The organism is Streptomyces avicenniae (assembly GCF_000719135.1).
GTDB lineage: Bacteria > Actinomycetota > Actinomycetes > Streptomycetales > Streptomycetaceae > Streptomyces > Streptomyces avicenniae.
In genome coordinates this window covers 48,005-68,359 of sequence record NZ_JOEK01000011.1, presented here as the reverse complement: position 1 = coordinate 68,359, position 20,355 = coordinate 48,005, and the positions used below count along the sequence as shown (strand labels likewise).

Here is a 20,355-nt window from a genome sequence, read left to right as displayed (position 1 = left end):
GCGGTGGCGCTAGTCGTTGACGATGAACCGGAAGGTGGTCGTGTTGTTGCGGAAGTTCTCCGCGTTGTTGGTGAGCGTCAGGTTGTTGAACGTGGCCTGGCCGACCGCCGGGCCCTGGCCGGGCTCGGCGCTCTCGTTGGCCCACACCGCGATGCCCGACTTGTGGTCGTAGCGGTCACCGCTGCGCCGTGCGCCGGAGATGGAGACGTCCGTGAAGATCGTGTCCGCCACCGGGAACTGCGCCTGGCCACCGACGTAGTTGGTCTGGAACATGATGCCGACGTACGTGGGGTCGATGATGTCCACGTCGTTGACCCTGATGCCCTGGAAGACCTTGGACGCCGAGAAGACCCAGATGCCGGGGAAGACCTGGTCGCCCCAGAAGTGGCCGCCCGACCGTTCGATGGTGATGTTCTCGAAGCGGGTCGGGATGGTGCCGAAGCCGTTCATCGGGTAGCCGAAGTCCAGCGAGCTGATGGTGATGCCCGAGTAGACCAGGGTGTCGGCGATGCGGATGTTGCGGAACACGTTGTCGTAGCCGCCGTAGACGGCGACACCGGCCGCGCGCCAGGTCAGCAGCGACGTCAGGTTCTCGTAGACGTTGCTGTGCTCGTCGGCGCCGCCCGCGTCGATCGCCGAGAAGAGCGCGAAGCTGTCGTCACCCGTGGCGCGTGCCTCGTTGTTGGCGACGGTGTTGTGCGTGCTGCCGTTGGTCATGTTGACGCCGTCGGCGAACATGTTGCGGATGCGGGAGTCGCTGATGGTGATGCGGTCCGTGTTGGCGCCCCAGTAGAGGCAGACCATGTGCTCGTTCCAGATGTCCGTGATCTCGATGTCCGCGACGTTCGAGAAGTCGAACACCTTGCCGGGGCCGTCGATGCGCGAGTCGTAGTTGCCGAAGTAGGCGAAGTGCGCGAAGCGCGAACCCGCCGCCTGTGCCTCGGCCCGGAAGCCGATGTCGGTGTTGGACTGCGTGGAGGGCGCGTGGAAGCGGGTGTACCAGACGCCCGCGCCGACGACCTCGACCGGCTTGCCGTAGACCTGGAACTTGCTGGAGGTCTGGTAGTCGCCCGGCGGCAGGTAGACGCCGGTCAGGGTGCCGGTGGTGTCCATGCGGACCCGGTCCAGGGCGTTCTGCACGTCCTGGTGGCCGAAGCCGGCCGGGGTGACGAAGCGCGCCGGGTCGGGGTTGGGGAGCACGGAGACCTGCTCCGTGTCGATGAAGTCGATCGTGTACTGCGAGGAGTTGGCCGCGTCCTTCTGGAGACGGATGGTGCTGCCCGCCGGGATGGTCTGGTCGAACATCAGGTTGGCCTCGTCATAGATGTGACGCGGCCCGCCCGCCGACGGGGAGTTGCCGGGGCTCGCCTCGTTGCCGTACAGCCAGGCGTAGCGCGAGGTGAGGGAGAGCGTCTCGCTGAACTGGCCGTTCACGTAGACGTTGAGCGTGCTGTTGATGCCGCCGCCGCCCGCGGCGTCGGGGATGGAGAAGCGGGTCACCAGGGTGTTGGTGGCGCCGCGGGTGGTGAACTCGACGTACTCGCCGTTCGCGTCGAGGGTGACGGCGCGACGGCCCGACGCCTCGCCCGCGAGGTGGCCGACGTCACGGTTCGGGCCGATGACGGTCGCGCCGCCGCCGGTCCTGGCGTCCTCCGCCTCGTAGGTGGTGTACGGCATGTGGGCGCCGCGGCCGACCGCGATGGCGCGGCTGGTCGTGTTGTTCTGGCGCTTGACCGGGATCTCGTTGGCGTCGGCGGCGACGGCGGCCGACAGCGTGAAGCTGCCGTCCGTGGCGGTCCAGTTGCCGAGGCTGACGACGCCGGAGGTGGCGCCGGGGGCGATGGCGCCGGTGAAGGTGCCGGTCTGGGTGCGGACGGTGGCGCCGTCCGAGTTGACCAGCGTCAGGGTGATGGGGTGGGCGCCACCGGCCGAGGCGAGGGTGCCGCGGTTCTCCAGGCGGGCGCTGAAGGTGACCTGGTCCCCGGCGCTGGGCGTCGAGGGGTCGGAGGACAGGGCCGTGACGACGAGGTCGGAGCTGGGCACCGGCTCGACGACGAGCGGCGCGGGACGCTCGAAGGTGTTGTTGGCCTCGTTCTGCTCGGCGACCTCGTTGTCCGGGTCCACCTCGGCGGCCACCGTGTGCTCGCCCTCGGTGAGTTCGCCGATGCTGGCGCTGACGTTGGCCGTGGCACCTGCCGCGATGGCGGGCACGGTGGCGGTGGCGACGCCGTCCTCGTCCACGAGGAAGGAGACCTCGGTGGCCGGGGAGGCGAGGGGGCCGGTGTTGCGGACGGTCGCGGTCAGCTCGATGTCGTCGGACTCCAGGGGAGCCGCCGGGTCGGAGGTGATGGCCGAGACGTCGAGGTCGGGCGCCGGGGCGGGCTCGCCGTGGACGAGCAGCTCGGCGACCTGACCGGCGGGGGCGCCGGTGTTGGAGGTGAAGGACAGGCGCACGTCCGTGGCGCGTCCGCTCACCGGGATGGTGACGGAGTTGCCGGTGGCCGGGGAGAACTGGTAGTCGGCCGCCGCGGCGAGCGTCGTGAAGGCGCCGGTGGCGGTGGCGCGGCCGAGGACGGCGAAGCGCTGGGTGCGCGGGCCCCACTCGTTGCCGGGGTTGAGGCGGACCGTGACGGAGGTCAGGTCGGCCGCCGGGCCGAGCGCGACGGTCAGGAGACCCGGGTAGGCGCCGGAGCCGCCCTCCCAGTAGGTGGCGGTGTTGCCGTCGTTGGCGTTGGTGGCGATGAAGGTGTGGACGAAGGACGAGGCCGTGATCGGCTTGCCCTGGGCCAGCTCGCGCGCGTCGCCCGAGCCGCCCGCGCGGCGGGTGACGGAGGCGCTGTTCGGCGACTGGTTGCCGACGGCGTCACGGGCGCGGACGTGGTACGTCAGCGTCGTGCCGGTCGGCTGCGTGTCGGTGAAGGAGGTGACGTTCCCGGCGACGCGGGAGCGCAGCGTGTTGTTGACGTAGATGTCGTAGCCCGCGACGCCGGTGTTGTCGGTGGACGCGGACCAGGTGAGGCGGATCTGTCCTGGCGAGGGCTCGGTCAGGGCGAGGTTGCCCGGCGCCGTCGGGGCCTGGGTGTCGCCGGACTGCGTGCCGTAGATCTCCAGTTCGCCGATCTGCGCGCCGTTGAAGCCGCTGTTGGCGGAGACGAGGACGCGGACGTAGCGGGTGGTCGTGCTGTCGAACGCGAGGGTGACGGAGTTGCCGCCGCTCGCGTTGTCGAAGCGGAGCACTTGCTCTGCCGTCAGGTCGGTGAAGGTCGTGCCGTTGTCGCTGGCCTGGAGCTTCAGGGTCTGCGTGCGGGCGCTCCAGGAGGAGGGCACGCGCAGGACGACGCGGTTGACGGCGCGCGAGGAGCCGAGGTCGGCGCGCAGCCACTGGGGGAAGCCGCCGGCGCTCTGCCAGAAGGTGTTGCGGTCGCCGTCCTTGGCGCTGCCAGGGGCGTTGTTCTGGGAGCTGCTGCTGGCGGCGAAGGTGGCGGCGGTCGCCAGGTTCTCGCCCGACTCCTCCGAGTTGTGGACCTCAAGCTCGGAGAGCTGCGCGGCGCCCCAGCCGGTGTTGTTCGTGATCTCCACGCGGACGTAGCGCGCCTGCACGTCGTGCAGGGGGATCGTCACCGTGTTGCGGCTGGCCGGGTCGAAGACATGGGTGGCGGAGGCGGCCAGGGTGGTGTAGCCGGAGCCGGTGAGGCTGCCGAGGACCGAGAGGGTCTGCGTGCGGCGTTCCCAGGTGGTGGGGAGCTTGAGCGTGACCTCCTTGACGCGGGTGGTCGCGCCGAGATCGACCTGGGCCCACTGCGGGTAGGCGGCTCCGGCGCTCTCCCAGTAGGTGGCCTGGTTGCCGTCGGTGATGTTGGGGGCGTTGTACGGGTTGTTGGAGCTGCTTGCGGTGGCGGTCTTGCCCGCCCCCACGTTGTCGGCCGCGGCGGTCGCGGCTCCGACCGACATGCCGGTCAGCACCATGAACATCGCGACCAGAGCGGCGGTCAGCGCGCGCGCTCTGGAACGTTGGCCTCTCATTGATCCCCAATCTCCGGCCCCTGCGCGGCTGCGCGGGGGGTCGCGGCCCTGGTGACAGGTGGTCCCCGTGGTTCTGCTTTGTGCGCGGTCATGTACATGATTTTGCGGATTTCCGTCAGAGAGTTGCAGCCAACTGGGGGCCTGTCCACCGTTCGCGCAGGGGAGAAACCGGGTGGGCGACGGGGAGGGCCCCGGTGTCGCCGGGGGGACGCAAGCGCGCCCGGCCGCGTGAACTGGCGCTTACATACGGTCTTGACAGGGCGGGCGCGTCAACCCGCAAACGACGCAAGGAAATTACGTACCGATTGCGTAAGGCCGGGACCGGCGTCCCGCCGCTCAGCCCGCGGCGCGCAGGCCCGCGAGCACGACCTCGACCACGCGGCGGCGTCCCGCGTCGTCGGCCGCGCGGGAGAGGCAGCCGATGAGCATCGCGCTGACGTCGGCCATGTCGATGTCGGCGCGGACGCCGCCCGACTTCTGTGCGCGCAGCAGGAGTTCACGCAGGGCCCCGGGCACGTCGCGCGCCGGGTCCGCGGTGATGGACGCGAAGTCGAAGCCCGCGCCCCGCATCGCGTCGGCGAGCCCGCGGTCGAGGGCCGCCTCCTGGACGAGGAAGGCGAAGTACGACAGGAACGCCTCGCCGGGCTCCGCGGTGTCCGCGAGGGCGTGGGCGCGCTGGACGTGGCGCGTGAACCGGTCGCTGAGGACGGCGACGAACAGGGCTTCCTTGGTGGGGAAATGACGGCTGACGGTACCGGTGCCGACCCCGGCGCGGCGTGCGATCTCCTGGACGGGGACGGACAGCCCCTCACCGGCGAAGGCGTCACGGGCGACATCGAGGATGTGGGCGCGGTTGCGGCGCGCGTCGGCACGCAGCGGCCGGTCCTGCGTCGTGTCGGCGCCGACACGGTCAGCTGGTGTCGCCATGGGTACGGTCCGCTCTCGTGGAGGGCGTCGGTGCACGGGCCCAGGCCCGCCGGGGGATCGTCCGTATCGTAGCTCTGTTCGCCCGTTTTCCACCGGGGCTGACGTGGGGTTGGCGCACCTCGCCCGCCGGGCTCCGCGAGGCGGAAACACCGTGCGGCGAGGCGGCTTTGTGGGCCGTCATACGTGAACGGGACGGCCTCTCGGCGCAGTTCGGCCGACGGGCGGCGGACGTCAGCCGGTTCGCCGGTACGCGTACGCGAATCGGCGCGGCGGCAGGACCGGCCCCCGCCCCGGGCGACGCGGCGGAGCGGCCGTGCCGCGCGTGGACGGAGGGCAGGCCGTCGCCCCGCCTCAACTCGCCGGGGGAACAGGGCGGATGCGGCAATACGACGCCGACTCGGCCCGGCACGGCGGGCGGTTCACGGCCTCGCGCCACCCGGGGCTGAGGAACGCGGCCCGGCCCCCGCGTCCCCCTCTTCGCGCATTCACACAACCGTTCCCTTTCCCCCGCCGCCGGGGCGCCCGCCCGCGCCCCACCCGCGTGACGGCCGTCCGGGTCGCGTCCGGGATTGGTGGGAACTGTGTGACTCCTGTGTTCGAAGGTGCGCGTAGGCTGCGCCTGTTTCCGGTGGGGAGCCGCCCCGCCGATGCCGCGGACCCGCGCCGCGCGGGTCCCGCGACAGCACGGAGGAACCACAGCACGCAGGAAAGAGGAACCACCATGGCTGGGAGACTGACCGGCAAGGTCGCCTTCATCACGGGAGCCGCGCGCGGGCAGGGCCGGGCGCACGCCGTGCGGCTGGCGAGCGAGGGCGCGGACATCGTGGCGATCGACATCGCCGGGCCGCTGCCGCACGTGCCGTACGACTCGCCCACCCCCGCCGACCTGGAGGAGACGGTCCGGCTGGTCGAGGCGCAGGACCGCCGCATCGTCGCCGAGCGCTGCGACGTACGGGATCTCGCGTCGCTGCGCTCCGTCGTGGACGGCGCGGTGGCCGAGCTGGGACGGCTCGACGTGATCGTCGGGAACGCGGGCATCTGCGTCCCCGCCACCTGGGACCAGACGACGCCCGAGGTCTTCCAGGACACGATGGACATCAACGTCGTCGGCGTGTGGAACACCGTCATGGCGGGGGTGCAGCACCTGGTGGACGGCGGGGGCGGCTCGATCATCCTGACCAGCAGCTACGCGGGCAAGAAGGTCCAGCCGTTCATGGTCCACTACACGGCCAGCAAGCACGCCGTCACCGGCATGACCAGGGCGTTCGCCGCCGAGCTGGGCAAGTACAAGATCCGCGTCAACAGCATCCACCCGGGCGCGGTCAACACCCCGATGGGCTCGGGCTCCATGCAGTCGGAGCTGGAGGCGGCGGGCCGGACGAACCCGCCGCTGAACCAGATGGGCACGCCGTTCCTGCCGCAGTGGGCGGCCGAGCCCGAGGAGATCGCGGCCACCGTCGCGTTCCTCGCCTCGGACGAGTCCGCCTTCATCACCTCGGAGCACATCAGCATCGACGGTGGCTCGCAGTACTTCTGAGCCGCCCCGCACTCCCCCACAGGTCCCGCACGCCCGCGCAGGGCGTGCGGGATCACGCGTCCGGGCCCCGCCGCATCGCGTCCGCGACCAGCTCGCCGACGAGCACGGCGGACGCGGCGGGTCCGCGCAGCGGCGCGGTCGGCAGGATCGACGTGTCGGCGACGCGCAGCCCCCGCACGCCGTGCACGCGCCCGTACCCGTCGGTGACGGCCCCTGGGTCGTCCGCCGGGCCCATGGGCGTGCCGCCGCAGGCGTGGACCGACGTGCCGAGGCGGGCGCGCACCCACGCGTCGAGCGCGCGGTCGTCGCCGAGCGCGCCGCGCAGTGTGTCCGGGCCGTGTGCGGGCGGCCCCGCGGTGAGGTGACGGAACGCGCGGGTCCCGATCAGGTCGGCCGCCGCCCGCGTCGCCTCGCGCATGCGCCGCCGGTCGTCCGCCGTGGTGAGGTAGCCGTAGTCGATGCGGGGCGTCACGGTCGGGTCGGCCGAGGCCAGGCGCAGCGAGCCGCGGGCGACGGGCGTCTGCACGGAGACCAGGAACGGCAGCGGCGCGCCCGGCAGGTCGTGCACCCCGGCGACCAGCCCCGCCATGGGCACGAGGGACTGGAGGATCTCGATGTCGCCGGTGTGCGCGCCGTCGCCCGAGGTGAGGTTCAGGGCCCCGGCGAGCCAGTTGTCGCGCGGCGGCGGCAGCGCGCGGGACGGCGTCCACTCGACGACGATCTGCGGGTGGTCGCTGAAGCGGGCGCCGACGCCGGGGGCGTCCAGGGCGACGGGGACGCCGTGCCGCTCCAGGTCGGCGCGCGGGCCGACGCCGGAGAGCTGGAGCAGGTGCGGCGTGCCGAACGCCCCTGCGCACAGGACGACTTCGCCCGCGCGCAGGATCTCCCGCGTGCCGCCGCGCGCGATCTCGACGCCGGTGGCGCGGCCGTTCCCGATGAGGACGCGCAGCACGGTGGCGCCGCCGAGGACCGTGAGGTTCGGCCGGGAGCCCGCGTCGAGCAGGTAGGCGAGCGCGGTGTTGACGCGCACGCCGTCCACGGCGTTGGAGGGCACGGGCCCGAAGCCGGGCGGGCCCTGGTCGTTCTTGTCGGGCTCGTCGGGGTGGCCCAGCTCGGCCGCCGCCGCGCGGAACGCCTCGGCCGCCGGGTGGTCGAGCCGGGGGCGGCGCACGCGGACGGGCCCGGCGCCGCCGTGCACGGGAGTGGCGCCGAAGTCGAGGTCGGTCTCCAGGCGGCGCAGCAGGGGCAGGACGTTCTCCCAGCTCCAGGCGGGTCCGCCCGCCGCCGCCCAGCGGTCGAGGTCGGCGCGCCTGGGGCGGACGAAGTACCCGCCGTTGACGGTGGTCGAGCCGCCGAGGAAGCGCCCCCGGACGACGGTGTACGGCCGCTCGGGTGTCAGGTGCGCCGGGTACGGGAGGCTGCCGGGGTGGCCGGGGCGTGCGCCGGGGACGAGGCGGGCGTCGAGCAGTTCCGGGGCGAAGTCGGCGGCGTGCCGGGGCGCGGGCCCGGCCTCCAGCAGGACGACGCGCCGGTCGGCGTCCTCGCTCAGCCGCGCGGCCAGCGGCGCCCCGGCCCCGCCCGCGCCGACGACGAGCACGTCGGGGATGCGGCCGTCCGGGGGGCTCACCTGGCGCCGCCGTCGCGGAAGGTCTCGTCCAGCACGGCGAAGGCCGCGACGAACAGCTCGGGCAGCTGGGTGTCCTCGTGGCGCAGCCACTCCTCGTAGGCGGACAGCGACGCGGCGAGGAAGGTCCAGGCGATCACCTGGGGCCGCAGGGCGTCCTCCGGCTCGCCGAGGCGCCGGGCCGCGTACTCGGCGATGACCTGCCGCCACGCCGCGTAGCGCAGCGTGGAGTGGGCGACGAGGCTGGGGACGCTGAGCAGCAGCGCCATGCGGCGGCGGTGGTACTCGACCTCCTCGGGCGGGAACTCGTTGAACCGGACGACGGCGGCGCGCAGCGCGTCGAGCAGCGGGACGTCCGGGGGCATCCCGGCCAGGTGGGCGCGCATCCGCTCCACGAGGGCGTCGAAGTCGCCCCACGGCACGTCGTTCTTGGACTTGAAGTACCGGAAGAACGTGCGCCGTCCTATGCCGCAGGCGGTGGCTATGTCGTCCACGGTCGTCTCGGCGAAGCCGCCCTGGACGAAGAGCTGGAGGGCGACATGGCCGATCTCGGTCACCGACGTCGCGGGCTGCCTCCCGGCGCGGGGGGCGGGCTGCGGGACGTCGGCCGATGAGGTCACGGGAGCTTCCTTCTTCCATTTGACACCGGGTGCCATTACTGTTGCGATTATCAGGCCGGACGCCGGCCGCGGACCGTGCGGCAGGCGTCCTCACGCCTCTTAAGGAGCATGGTATGAACGACCTCCCGTCCGAGCAGTCCGGCGCCGTCGCGACCATCGACGAGGCCGCCGCCCCCCTGACCACCGAGGACACGCTGATCGAGGCCGACGACCTTGTCGAAGAGGTCTCGATCGACGGCATGTGCGGCGTCTACTGAGCGCCGCGTGAGCGACATGGACATCGACCGCGCCTGGGACCTGCACCCGCAGGTCTCGGTGCGGCCCGAACCCTTCGGCGCGCTGCTCTACCACTTCGGCACGCGCAAGCTCTCGTTCCTCAAGGACCGCCGCCTCCTGGCGGTGGTCCAGGGCCTGGCGGACGCGCCCACCGTACGCGCCGCCTGCTCGGCCGCCGGGATCCCGGAGGCCGAGGCACCCCGGTACGGCCGCGCCCTCGCGACGCTCGCCGCGTCGTCGATGGTTGTGGAAAGGACGTCCGTATGACCACGGTGCCCGCCACCGTCACCCCCACCCCGGGCCCCGCACGCCTGGTGGACCTGTTCGAGTACGGACTCGACGCGCCCATCTGCCTGACCTGGGAACTCACCTACGCCTGCAATCTCTCCTGCACCCACTGCCTCTCCAGCTCGGGCCGCCGCGACCCCCGCGAGCTGACGACCGACGAGGCCAAGGCCGTCATCGACGAGCTGGAGCGCATGCAGGTCTTCTACGTGAACATCGGCGGTGGCGAGCCCACCGTCAGGCCCGACTTCTGGGAGCTGGTGGACTACGCCACCGCCCACCACGTCGGCGTCAAGTTCTCCACCAACGGGGTCCGCATCACCCCCGAGGTCGCCACGCGCCTCGCCGGGAACGACTACCTCGACGTGCAGATCTCGCTGGACGGCGCGACGGCCGACGTCAACGACCACGTACGCGGCGCCGGTTCCTACGACACCGCGATCCGCGCGATGGCCAACCTGCGCGACGCGGGCATGAAGAACTTCAAGCTCTCCGTCGTCTGCACCCGGCACAACATCCCGCAGATGGACGCGTTCAAGGAGATCGCCGACCGCTACGGCGCGCAGCTGCGCCTGACCCGCCTGCGGCCCTCGGGGCGCGGCGCCGACGTCTGGGACGAACTGCACCCGACCGCCGCGCAGCAGCGTGAGCTGTACGACTGGCTGCTGGCGCACGGCGACAGCGTGCTGACGGGCGACTCGTTCTTCCACCTGTCCGCCTACGGCGAGGCGCTGCCGGGGCTCAACCTGTGCGGCGCGGGCCGTGTCGTGTGCCTGATCGACCCGGTCGGCGACGTGTACGCCTGCCCGTTCGCGATCCACGACGAGTTCCTGGCAGGGAACATCAGGCAGCCCGGCGGCTTCGCCGGGGTCTGGGGCGGCTCCGAGCTGTTCCGGCGGCTGCGCGAGCCGCAGTCGGGCGGCGCCTGCACATCGTGCCAGTTCTTCGACACCTGCAAGGGCGGGTGCATGGCGGCCAAGTTCTTCACCGGGCTGCCGCTCGACGGCCCCGACCCCGAGTGCGTGCAGGGGTACGGCGAGCAGCTGCTCGCCGCCCGTGACGGCGACGGGTCCGCGCTGCCGAAGCCCTCGCAGGACCACTCGCACCGCACCGCACCGGCCGCCGGGCGGCGGACCGGTCCCGTGCCGGTGACCCTCACGCGCCGCCGGGAGGCCGACCGGCCGCCGGTCAGCGCGTGCGCGGAGAGCCCGCTCGCCGGTTACCGGCCGGACTGAGACAGGCAGGACCCCGGCCGGTGTCCCGGCCGGGGCACCCGCTGCCTCGGCACCGGCGAAATTTCATGAAAGGTACATGCAATGGGGCGTGTAGAAGGAAAGGTGGCTTTCGTCACGGGTGCGGCCCGTGGCCACGGCCGTAGCCACGCGATACGGCTGGCCCAGGAGGGCGCCGACATCATCGCCGTGGACATCTGCGAGACGGTGCCGGGGACGTCGTACCCGGGCGCCACGGCCGAGGACCTGGCCGAGACCGTCCGCGAGGTCGAGGCGCTGGACCGCCGGATCGTCGCCGCGAAGGCCGACGTCCGCGACCTCGCCAGGCTGCGCGAAGTCGTCGCCGACGGCGTGGCCCAGCTCGGGCGGCTCGACATCGTCGTCGCCAACGCGGGCATCTCCACCGACCCGTTGACGGCGGACGAGCTGTCGGAGGACGCCTGGTCCACGATGATCGACGTCAACCTGAGCGGCGTGTGGAAGACCGTGACCGCCGCGCTGCCGCACCTCAAGGCGCACGGCGAGGGCGGCTCGATCATCCTCACCAGCTCGGAGGCGGGGCTGCGCGGGTACGAGAACACGGCGCACTACGTCTCCGCGAAGCACGGCGTCGTCGGCCTGATGCGGACCCTGACCCTGGAGCTGGGCCGTCACAAGATCCGCGTCAACAGCGTCCATCCGACGCAGGTGGACACGGACATGATCCAGAACGACGCGATCTACCGGCTGTTCAGGCCCGACCTGGAGAACCCGACGAAGGACGACTTCGCCGCCGCCTCCCAGTCGCTGATGGCGCTGCCCATCCCGTGGGTGGAGTCCGTTGACATCTCCAACGCCGTCCTGTTCCTGGCCTCGGACGAGGCCCGCTACATCACCGGCGTCCCCCTTCCCGTGGACGCGGGGAACTACCTCAAGTGACCGCGCGGGCACGGGACATACCGATATCCGTGAGCACTTTTATCTGAACGAGGAGGACACGCAATGGGGCGTGTGGAAGGAAAAGTAGCGTTCGTCACCGGCGCCGCCCGCGGCCAGGGCCGCAGCCACGCGATACGGCTCGCCCAGGAGGGCGCCGACATCATCGCGATCGACAACTGCGAGGACGTACCCGGCACCCCGTACGCGGGGGCCACGGCCGAGGACCTGGCGAAGACCGTACGCCAGGTCGAGGCGCTGGACCGCCGGATCGTCGCCACCAAGGCCGACGTCCGCGACCTCGCCAGGCTGCGCGAAGTCGTCGCCGACGGCGTGGCCCAGCTGGGGCGGCTCGACATCGTCGTCGCCAACGCGGGCATCCTCACGACCCCGGCGCAGGCCGAGGACATCGAGGAGGACACCTGGTCCACCGTGCTCGACGTCAACCTGAGCGGGGTGTGGAAGACCGTCACGGCGGCCGTCCCCCATATCAAGGCGCACGGCGAGGGCGGTTCGATCATCCTCACCAGCTCAGAGGCGGGGCTGCGTGGTTACGAGAACTCGGCGCACTACGTGGCGGCGAAGCACGGCGTCGTCGGCCTGATGCGCACGCTCACCCTCGAACTCGGCCGCCACAACATCCGCGTCAACACGGTGAATCCGACGCAGGTGGACACCGACATGATCCAGAACGAGTCCACCTACCGGCTGTTCAGGCCCGACCTGGAGAACCCGACGCGCGAGGACTTCGGCGCCGCCTCCCAGTCCCTCCTGGCGCTGCCCATCCCGTGGGTCGAGTCCGTTGACATCTCCAACGCCGTCCTGTTCCTGGCCTCCGACGAGGCCCGCTACATCACCGGCGTCCCGCTGCCGGTGGACGCCGGCAACCTCCTCAAGTGACCAGCACCGCCGTACCGATTGACAAGGAGGACACGCAATGGGGCGTGTAGAAGGAAAAGTAGCGTTCGTCACGGGTGCCGCCCGCGGACAGGGCCGCAGCCACGCGATACGGCTCGCCCAGGAGGGCGCCGACATCATCGCCGTGGACATCGCGGCGCAGATGGACACGGTGCCCTACCCGATGGCGACACCCGAGGATCTCGCCGAGACCGTACGCCAGGTCGAGGCCCTGGACCGCAGGATCGTCGCCACGCAGGCGGACGTCCGTGACTTCGAGCAGGTCAAGAAGGCCGTGGACGACGGCGTGGCCCAGCTCGGGCGGCTCGACATCGTCGTGGCCAACGCGGGCATCTTCAGTCAGGGCCAGCTGGAGACGATGGACGACACGACGTTCACCGACATGATCGACGTCAACCTCACCGGCGTCTGGCGCTCGGTGAAGGCCGCCGTGCCGCATCTGCGGGCGGGCGGGCAGGGCGGCTCCGTCATCCTCACCAGTTCGACCGCCGGGCTCAGCGCCTCGCAGAACACCGGCCACTACAGCGCCGCGAAGCACGGCGTCGTCGGCCTCATGCGCACCCTCGCCCTCGAACTCGGCCAGGACCGCATCCGCGTCAACTCGGTGCATCCCACCGCCGTGGACACGGACATGATCCAGAACGAGGCGATGTACGAGCTGTTCGCGCCCGACCTGCCCGCCGAGGGGCGGACCCGCGAGGCGCTTGCCCCGCGCTTCGGGAGCCTCACCGTCCTGGAGATCCCCTGGGTGGAGGCCGTGGACATCTCCAACGCCGTGCTGTGGCTCGCCTCGGACGAGGCCCGCTACGTCACCGGCGTGACGCTGCCCGTGGACGCGGGCCAGCTCACCAAGTGACCGCCCTGCTCTGACGACCGACCACCACCACCCACCACCCACCACCCACCACGACAAGGACCACGACGATGACATCTCCCGGGCAGCAACGTGACACCTCGGCGGCACAGCCAGGCGTCGAGGCGGCCCGGCAGCGGATCGCCGCGCGCCTCGTCGGCCGCGGGCGCGAGCTGGAACTCGCGCTCGCGGCGGTGGCGGCGGGCCGTGACCTCGTGCTGGAGGGCCCGCCCGGCACCAGCAAGACGACCATGCTGAAGGCCATCACCGAGGAGTGGGGCATCCCCCTGCTGTTCGTGGAGGGCAACGCCGACCTGACGCCCGCCAAGCTCGTCGGCCACCACAACCCGGCGCGCGTCCTGCGCGAGGACTACTCGGCGGACACGTTCGTGCCAGGACCCCTCGTCGCCGCGATGCGCGCGGGCGGCTTCCTCTACATAGAGGAGTTCAACCGCGCCCCCGAGGACACCCTCAACACGCTGCTCACGGCGATGGCCGACCGCGCCGTCGAGGTGCCGCGCGTCGGTCTCGTCACGGCCGAGCCGTCGTTCCGCGTCATCGCCTCGATGAACCCGTACGACAACGTCGGCACCACCCGGCTGTCCACCAGCGTCTCCGACCGGCTCAACCGCATCGTCGTGGACTACCAGGACGCCACCGCCGAGGAGGGCATCGTCGCCCTGCGCTCGGGGCTCGGCGACGCCCTCGCCCGCCGCGCCACGCCCGACGCCGTCGCCGTCACGCGCGCGACGCGCACGCACCCCGACGTACGGCAGGGCAGCAGCGTGCGCGGCGCGATCGACCTGGCGCTCGTCGCGCACCAGCTCGCCGCGCTGCGCGGCGTGACCGGGCCCGACGACGCGCGCTACCCGGAGATGTTCTACGACGCGATGACCGTCGCCCTCTCCGGCCGCATCCGGCTCGACGACGCCGCCGAGACCACCCCTGAACGCGTCCTGCGCCAGATCTGGGAGGACCGTTTCATCCTCAACCCGGCGGCGGCGCAGCCGGGATGAAGAGCTGTCGCCGCCGACTCGCCGGTCCGCCGGACGTCCGCGACGACACCGCCCGCACGACGGCCACTGCGCCGTACCCCCAAGCGACTGGACGAGGAGCCGACCGTGTTCGAAGCCGTCGGGGGCGCCGGGGGGACGCTGCTGCGCGCCCAGCCACGCGGCGCCGCGTCCGCCCGCCGCACACCCCCGGCCGGTGCCGCCGCCGGTTTCACCGACGAGGACGGACGGCTGCTCCCGGCCGACGACGCGACCCAGGCCGTCGCCCCCGAGGTACGGGCGCGCGCCCGCGCCATCGCCGCGCGCCTCTCCCTGCCGAGGCCGCAGCGCGCGTCCACCGCACGCCGCCCCGGCGGGCGGCCCGTCACCCTGCCCTACCGGGGCGGCAGCGACGACATCGACCTCGACCGGACGCTGGAGAGCCTGGCCGAGCACCCGGTGCCCGAGGACGAGGACATCTTCGTCCGCGAACCGGCCCGCACGCCGCGCTCCGTCGTCCTGGCCGTCGATCTGTCCGGCTCGATGAAGGGCGAACGGGTCCGCACGGCCGCCGCCACCGTGGGCGCGCTCGCCGCCGAGCTGGAGCGTGACGCGCTCGCCGTCGTCGCGTTCTGGTCCGACGCGGCGCTCCTGCTGAAGCTGGGCGACCCCATCCGGCCGATGGAGCTGCTGGACGCGATGCTGCGCATCCCGGCCCGCGGCCTCACCAACGTCGCCTTCCCGCTGCGGCTCGCCGCGCAGCAGCTGGCGTCCGCCCCGCCGCGCGGGGCGCGCGTCCTCCTGCTGTCGGACTGCGTGCACAACGCGGGCCCCGATCCCCGCCCGTTCGCCGCACGGCTGCCCCGGCTCGACGTACTCCTGGACGCGAGCGGGGAGAAGGACGAGGAGCTGGGTGCCGAGCTGGCCCGCGCCGGACGCGGCACGTACCACGCCGTCCGCACGCACCACGGCATCGCCCCGGCGCTTGGCGACATCTTCCGTACCTGACCGAGCAGAATCCCCCGCACGAGGTGAAGAGAGCAATGTTCCAGAATCCATGGTTCGAGACCGTTCTTGAGGCGCAGCGCCGTGCCAAGAAGCGGCTGCCGAGCGCCGTCTACGGCGCCCTGGTCGCCGGTTCCGAGCGCGGCAGGACCATCGGCGACAACATGGACGCGTTCGGCGAACTGGGCTTCGCGCCCCGCGTGATCGGCCACCACGCCGAGCGTGACCTGTCCACGACGGTGCTGGGCGTCGAGACGTCCATGCCGGTGCTGATCTCCCCCACGGGCGTGCAGGCCGTGCACCCGGACGGCGAGGTGGCCGTCTCGCGCGCCGCCGCGAACCGGGGCGTCATCATGGGCCTCAGCTCGTTCGCCAGCCGGTCCGTCGAGGACGTCGCGGCGGTGAACGACAACGTGTTCTTCCAGATGTACTGGACGGGCACGCGCGACGCGATGATCCAGCGGATGGAGCGCGCGCGGGCGGCCGGGGCGAAGGCCCTGATCGCCACGCTCGACTGGTCGTTCTCCAACGGCCGCGACTGGGGCAGCCCCTCCATCCCGGAGAAGGTGGACCTGAAGACGATGGTCAAGTTCGCGCCGAACGTGCTGCCGCACCCGCGCTGGCTCTGGACGTTCGGCAAGACGGGCCGCATCCCCGACCTGACCGCGCCGAACCTCCAGCCGCCCGGCGGCGCCGCGCCCACGTTCTTCGGCGCCTACTACGAGTGGATGCAGACGCCCCCTCCCACCTGGGAGGACCTGGAGTGGCTGCGCGAGCAGTGGGGCGGCCCCTTCATGCTGAAGGGCGTGACGCGGGTGGACGACGCCAAGCGCGCCGTGGACGCGGGCGTGACCGCGATCTCCGTCTCCAACCACGGCGGCAACAACCTCGACACCACCCCGGCGACGATCCGGGTACTGCCGTCGATCGCCGAGGCGGTCGGCGAGCAGATCGAGGTCGTGCTCGACGGCGGGGTACGGCGCGGCGGCGACGTCGCGAAGGCCCTGGCGCTCGGCGCCCGCGCGGTGATGATCGGCCGCGCCTACCTGTGGGGCCTCGCGGCCAACGGGCAGGCAGGGGTGGAGAACGTGCTGGACATCCTGCGCGGCGGCCTCGACTCGGCGGTCCTCGGGCTCGGGCACCGGTCGGTGCACGACCTGTCGCCCGACGACCTGGTGATCCCGGACGGCTTCACCCGCACGCTGGGCGGCGCGTCGGTCCGCGCGGGCGCCTGACCGGTGGCGGCACCCGACGAGTTGGCGCGGGCGGTCTGGCCGTCCGTCCCGCGCGCGGCGCTCGTCCTCGTCCCGGTCGGCTCGACCGAGCAGCACGGGCCGCACCTGCCGCTGACGACCGACACCGTCGTGGCGCGGGCCGTGACCCGCGCGGTCGCGGCCCACCCGGCGCTGGCCTCGCCCGCGCCGCCGCTGGTCGCCCCGGCGCTCGCGTACGGCGCGAGCGGGGAGCACGCCGGTTTCCCCGGCACGGTGTCGATCGGCCACGAGGCGCTGCGCACCGTGCTGGTGGAGACGGTCAGGTCGCTCGCGCTGTGGGCGGACCGGGTCGTCTTCCTGAACGGGCACGGCGGCAACGTCCCGACGCTGGCCGACGCCGTGCCCGCGCTGCGCGAGGAGGGGCACGACGTGGCGTGGACGCTGTGCGCCGTGTCGGGCGGCGACGCGCACGCGGGCCGCACCGAGACGTCGCTCATGCTGCACCTGGCGCCCGACGAGGTGCGCCTGGCCGACGCGGTGGCGGGCGACACGCGGCCGATCGCCGAGATACTGCCCGACCTGAGGGACCGTGGTGTCCTGGCCCTCTCGCCCTCGGGCGTGCTGGGCGACCCGGCCGGTGCGTCCGCCGACGAAGGAGCACGGATCATGGAGCGCATCGTGGCCAAGATCGCCCGCCGCGTCGCGGGCGGCGCCGTCGGGCCGCACGGCCGCCTGGTCGAACCGGGCGGACCGGGCGGACCGGGGGACGGGCCCGTATGACGCTCCCCCTCGGCTTCACCGTGACACTCGACCGCAGGACCCGCGTCGTGGACGGCGGGGCGGCGCTCCTCGGCGGCTTCCCCACCCGGCTGCTGAGCCTCACGCCGCGCGCCCGCCCGCTGCTGACGGGCCGCACCGTCCGCGTCACCGACCGCGCGAGCGCCGTGCTGGCCGAGCGGCTGCTGGAGGCGGGGATGGCCAACCCGGTGCTGGCCGAACTGCCGCCGCAGCCGGACGCGCGCTGGACGTTCGTCGTCCCCGTGCGCGACCGCCCCGACGAACTCGACCGGCTGCTCGCCAGCATCGGCATCGGGCACGAGGTGATCGTCGTGGACGACGCGTCGCGCCGGGCGTCCGACATCGCCGACGTCGCCGCGAAGCACGGCGCGCGCCTCGTCGCGCTCACCGTCAACGTCGGCCCCGGCGGGGCGCGCAACGCCGGGCTGCGGCTGGTCACGACGCCGTACGTCGTCCTCGTGGACTCCGACATCGTCCTGCCCGAGGAGACCGTCCCCGCGCTGCTGCGGCACTTCGCCGATCCCCGCGTCGCCATGGCCGTGCCCCGGATCACCGGGCTGCGCACCGAGGGCGCCGAGGGCTGGCTCGGCCGGTACGAGGACACCCGCTCGTCGCTCGACCTGGGCGGCGACCCGGCGGCCGTCAGGCCGGGCACGCCGGTGGCCTGGGCCTCGACGGCCTGCGTCGTCGCGCGCGTGGACGCGCTGGGCGACGGCTTCGACGCGACGATGCGCGTCGGCGAGGACGTGGACCTGGGCTGGCGCGTGCTGGAGCGCGGCGGGCGTATCAGGTACGAGCCGTCCGTCGTCGCGTGGCACGAGCACCGGACGCGGTTCGGCGACTGGTTCACGCGCAAGGCCGTCTACGGGACGGGCGCGCATCCGCTGGCGCGGCGGCACCCGGAGTACATCGCCCCGGCGATCCTCGCGCCGTGGAGCACGGCGCTGATCGTGGCGCTGCTGGCGCAGCGGCGCTGGTCCGTCCCCGCGGCGGCGGCGATCTACGCGGGGACGACGCTGCGCATCGCGCGCAAGCTGGACCGCGCGGAGCGCCCGGTACGGCTCGCCGCCTGGCTGACGGCGAACGGGAGCGTCGCCGCGCTGTCGCAGGCGGGCAATCTGCTGACCAGGCACTGGTGGCCGCTGACGGCGGTGGGCTGCGTCGTCTCCTCGCGGGTGCGGCGCGCGGCGGCCGTCGCGGCGCTGACGGACATCGCCCTCGAATACCGCAAGGACGGGGCGAACCTCGACCTGGCGCGGTTCGCGGTGGCGCGGCGGCTGGACGACCTGGCGTACGGCGCGGGCGTGTGGCTGTCGGCGGCGCGGGGCCGCTCGACGGCGGCGCTGCGCCCGCGGCTCACCCGGCGGCGGCGCGGCCGGTCCTGACGGCGCGGCGGGTGTTCCCCCGGGGCTTCGCTTCCGGGAAACACCCGCCGGGAGGCGTCTGTTGACAACCTCGGAAACCGACGGGAAACGGATTCACAGCGATCTTTCTTGGTGCGAACATTTCCGGGTCCTCCGCAGACCTGCGAAGTTCCCTCGGCACAGCGAGGCGCGTGGCCGTGCCCAGGACCCGAGAAAGCGTCGCTGACGGCGAGGAGTTGACCCGTGTCCCAGGTGTCGTTCGGTAAGGCGGATGTCGAGGCCCGGCCAGGACGACGGCTCGGCCATGGAACAGGTCTCCCGCCTGATCACCCAGTCCCGCACCGCCGCCACCGACACCGTCACCGAGATGCAGCGCGTCATCGACGACGGCGAGGAACACGCCGATCACGGTCTGACCGGCGTGCTGGAGATCAACCGGGGGGCCGCGGAGGAGCGATGGGCCACCTGGCGCAAGGACGCCTATCCCCTCGGGAGCGACGCTCCGGAGGGCGGGCTCGGCGTGGACTTCGACGGCGTGAAGGTCGCCGAGGTGTACGGCCCCGAGTACGCCGCTCCCCCGGCCCTGGCGCACCGGATCAGGGAGTTCTACCTCGATGACACGGCCCTGGCCGCCGTGACCACGCAGGAGACGCTGGTGGAGATCGTCGCCGACTACCGGCACCGCCTCATGGACTACGGCACACAGCTCGCCGACGCGGGCTACGACCTCTCCGCCGGGCCGATGGACCTGTGGACGAACGAGGAGATGGCCCGCTACACGGCCGAGCAGATCAACACGAACGGATACGACGACGCCGAGGCGCTCCTGCGCCTCCTCGGCCCGCTCCAGTCGCTGATCGACGCCGCGCGGAGCGGCCGGACCCTGACCGCCGCCGAGCGGGACTACATGACGGGCCTCCTCGAAGGGATCTCGGGGAACACGTTCGCGCGCATCGCCCGCTCGGAGGCCGACGGGGCGCAGGTCTACCCCGGCATGCCCGGCTGGGCCTCACTCTCCGGCACGGAACGCAGCCCGGCCGGGGTGCTCGCCGACGCGGTCATGCTGCTGAACGACCCCGCGCGCACGGGCACGGACCAGGACTCCGTCGTGCTGCCGGAAGGTCTCGACCTGCTGCGCCCGCGCCACGACGAGAACGGCGACGCGCTCGACCCGGGCGCGGAGGACGGCCTTGAGTACCTGCGGGACCACGACGACGTCGCGCTGTTCCTCTCGCAGGCGACGATCCCGCCGAGCGACCTGATGGCCCGCGAGATGGCCGACTCCGCCCTGTACACACAGGAGTTGTACATACGGCACGAGGAGTACCGGGGCAGCGTGCCCACCTCGGGGGCGAACCGGCTGCTGGAGACGGTGGCGCGCAACCCCGAGGCGTCCGCCGGGCTGCTCGCCGACAGGAAGTTCACCGACCGGCTGTTCGACCAGCAGTGGGAGAACAGCGCGGGCGCGGCCTCCCTCGTCACCTCGGGCACGACCTACCCGAACGACCTCCCCACCGACCGGCGCGGCGAGAGCGCGTACGCCACGGCGCGCGACCACGTCACGCGCGTCGGGACGGACGACCACGACGCGGTCGAACGGGGGCGCGGCCCGATCCCGAGGGACGTCGAGACGGACCACGACGCTCTGATGCGGGCGGTGGACGCGCTGGTGCCGCGTCGCGAGGAGCCGCTGCCCGACTGACCGGTCGGCGCCCGCCCCGGTGTTTCCCCGGGGCTTCGCCTCCGGGAAACACCTGCCTCCGACCTTTCGC

The 20,355-nt window shown here is 72.6% G+C and carries 17 protein-coding genes; 13 read left to right on the top strand and 4 right to left on the bottom strand.

All coding sequences use genetic code 11. From position 1 onward, the window contains the following. Positions 1 to 9: 9 nt before the first annotated feature. Positions 10 to 4,023, bottom strand: a complete 4,014-nt coding sequence (locus IF27_RS19425) for a discoidin domain-containing protein (RefSeq protein WP_052850944.1) — start codon at positions 4,021 to 4,023, stop codon at positions 10 to 12. A 336-nt stretch (positions 4,024 to 4,359) separates the two neighbouring features. Continuing rightward, positions 4,360 to 4,950 carry a TetR/AcrR family transcriptional regulator gene (locus tag IF27_RS19420; protein WP_052850943.1) on the bottom strand — a complete coding sequence of 197 codons (591 nt, stop codon included), beginning with the start codon at positions 4,948 to 4,950 and terminating at the stop codon, positions 4,360 to 4,362. A 721-nt stretch (positions 4,951 to 5,671) separates the two neighbouring features. On the opposite strand from IF27_RS19420, the gene IF27_RS19415 reads away from it, so the two are divergent. Continuing rightward, positions 5,672 to 6,487 carry a mycofactocin-coupled SDR family oxidoreductase gene (locus tag IF27_RS19415; protein WP_052850942.1) on the top strand — a complete coding sequence of 272 codons (816 nt, stop codon included), beginning with the start codon at positions 5,672 to 5,674 and terminating at the stop codon, positions 6,485 to 6,487. A 52-nt stretch (positions 6,488 to 6,539) separates the two neighbouring features. Here IF27_RS19415 and mftG read toward each other — a convergent pair whose 3' ends face one another. Both mftG and mftR read right to left on the bottom strand, forming a co-directional pair. Beyond that, positions 6,540 to 8,114 (bottom strand): mycofactocin dehydrogenase MftG, encoded by a 1,575-nt coding sequence (gene mftG, locus IF27_RS19410; RefSeq protein WP_052850941.1) that lies wholly within the window; start codon positions 8,112 to 8,114, stop codon positions 6,540 to 6,542. Next, positions 8,111 to 8,731 (bottom strand): mycofactocin system transcriptional regulator, encoded by a 621-nt coding sequence (gene mftR / locus IF27_RS31605; RefSeq protein ID WP_052850940.1) that lies wholly within the window; start codon positions 8,729 to 8,731, stop codon positions 8,111 to 8,113. The genes mftG and mftR overlap by 4 nt, the downstream gene beginning before the upstream one ends. 113 nt (positions 8,732 to 8,844) lie before the next feature. Here mftR and mftA point away from each other — a divergent pair, with 113 nt between their 5' ends. The 12 genes from mftA (at position 8,845) to IF27_RS19350 (ending at position 20,285) form a co-directional block, all read left to right on the top strand. Beyond that, complete coding sequence (gene mftA / locus IF27_RS30405; protein WP_110946050.1) at positions 8,845 to 8,988, top strand: mycofactocin precursor MftA; 144 nt, start codon at positions 8,845 to 8,847, stop codon at positions 8,986 to 8,988. 16 nt (positions 8,989 to 9,004) lie between these two features. Beyond that, complete coding sequence (gene mftB, locus IF27_RS19400; RefSeq protein WP_052851098.1) at positions 9,005 to 9,274, top strand: mycofactocin biosynthesis chaperone MftB; 270 nt, start codon at positions 9,005 to 9,007, stop codon at positions 9,272 to 9,274. Further along, the gene (gene mftC / locus IF27_RS19395) at positions 9,271 to 10,527 is read left to right on the top strand and encodes a mycofactocin radical SAM maturase (protein WP_052850939.1); all 1,257 of its coding nucleotides are present in this window, start codon (positions 9,271 to 9,273) and stop codon (positions 10,525 to 10,527) included. The genes mftB and mftC overlap by 4 nt, the downstream gene beginning before the upstream one ends. An 81-nt stretch (positions 10,528 to 10,608) precedes the next feature. Then, positions 10,609 to 11,442: a mycofactocin-coupled SDR family oxidoreductase gene (locus IF27_RS19390; protein WP_052850938.1), complete on the top strand. Its 834-nt coding sequence runs from the start codon at positions 10,609 to 10,611 to the stop codon at positions 11,440 to 11,442. A gap of 63 nt (positions 11,443 to 11,505) precedes the next feature. Next, positions 11,506 to 12,339, top strand: a complete 834-nt coding sequence (locus IF27_RS19385) for a mycofactocin-coupled SDR family oxidoreductase (protein ID WP_052850937.1) — start codon at positions 11,506 to 11,508, stop codon at positions 12,337 to 12,339. A 37-nt stretch (positions 12,340 to 12,376) separates the two neighbouring features. Beyond that, complete coding sequence (locus tag IF27_RS19380) at positions 12,377 to 13,213, top strand: mycofactocin-coupled SDR family oxidoreductase (protein ID WP_052850936.1); 837 nt, start codon at positions 12,377 to 12,379, stop codon at positions 13,211 to 13,213. A gap of 68 nt (positions 13,214 to 13,281) precedes the next feature. Beyond that, a complete protein-coding gene (locus tag IF27_RS19375; RefSeq protein WP_052850935.1) occupies positions 13,282 to 14,226 on the top strand; it encodes an AAA family ATPase in 945 nt (314 codons plus the stop codon). Positions 14,227 to 14,331: 105 nt separating this feature from the next. Then, the gene (locus tag IF27_RS19370; RefSeq protein ID WP_223291113.1) at positions 14,332 to 15,210 is read left to right on the top strand and encodes a vWA domain-containing protein; all 879 of its coding nucleotides are present in this window, start codon (positions 14,332 to 14,334) and stop codon (positions 15,208 to 15,210) included. Positions 15,211 to 15,245: 35 nt separating this feature from the next. Then, positions 15,246 to 16,442 (top strand): pre-mycofactocin synthase MftD, encoded by a 1,197-nt coding sequence (gene mftD / locus IF27_RS19365; RefSeq protein WP_052850933.1) that lies wholly within the window; start codon positions 15,246 to 15,248, stop codon positions 16,440 to 16,442. A 3-nt stretch (positions 16,443 to 16,445) separates the two neighbouring features. After that, positions 16,446 to 17,201 carry a mycofactocin biosynthesis peptidyl-dipeptidase MftE gene (mftE, locus tag IF27_RS19360; protein WP_052850932.1) on the top strand — a complete coding sequence of 252 codons (756 nt, stop codon included), beginning with the start codon at positions 16,446 to 16,448 and terminating at the stop codon, positions 17,199 to 17,201. Beyond that, complete coding sequence (mftF, locus tag IF27_RS19355) at positions 17,198 to 18,604, top strand: mycofactocin biosynthesis glycosyltransferase MftF (protein ID WP_052850931.1); 1,407 nt, start codon at positions 17,198 to 17,200, stop codon at positions 18,602 to 18,604. Before mftE ends, mftF begins: the two co-directional genes overlap by 4 nt. A gap of 250 nt (positions 18,605 to 18,854) precedes the next feature. Further along, positions 18,855 to 20,285, top strand: a complete 1,431-nt coding sequence (locus tag IF27_RS19350) for a hypothetical protein (RefSeq protein ID WP_052850930.1) — start codon at positions 18,855 to 18,857, stop codon at positions 20,283 to 20,285. Positions 20,286 to 20,355: the final 70 nt, after the last annotated feature.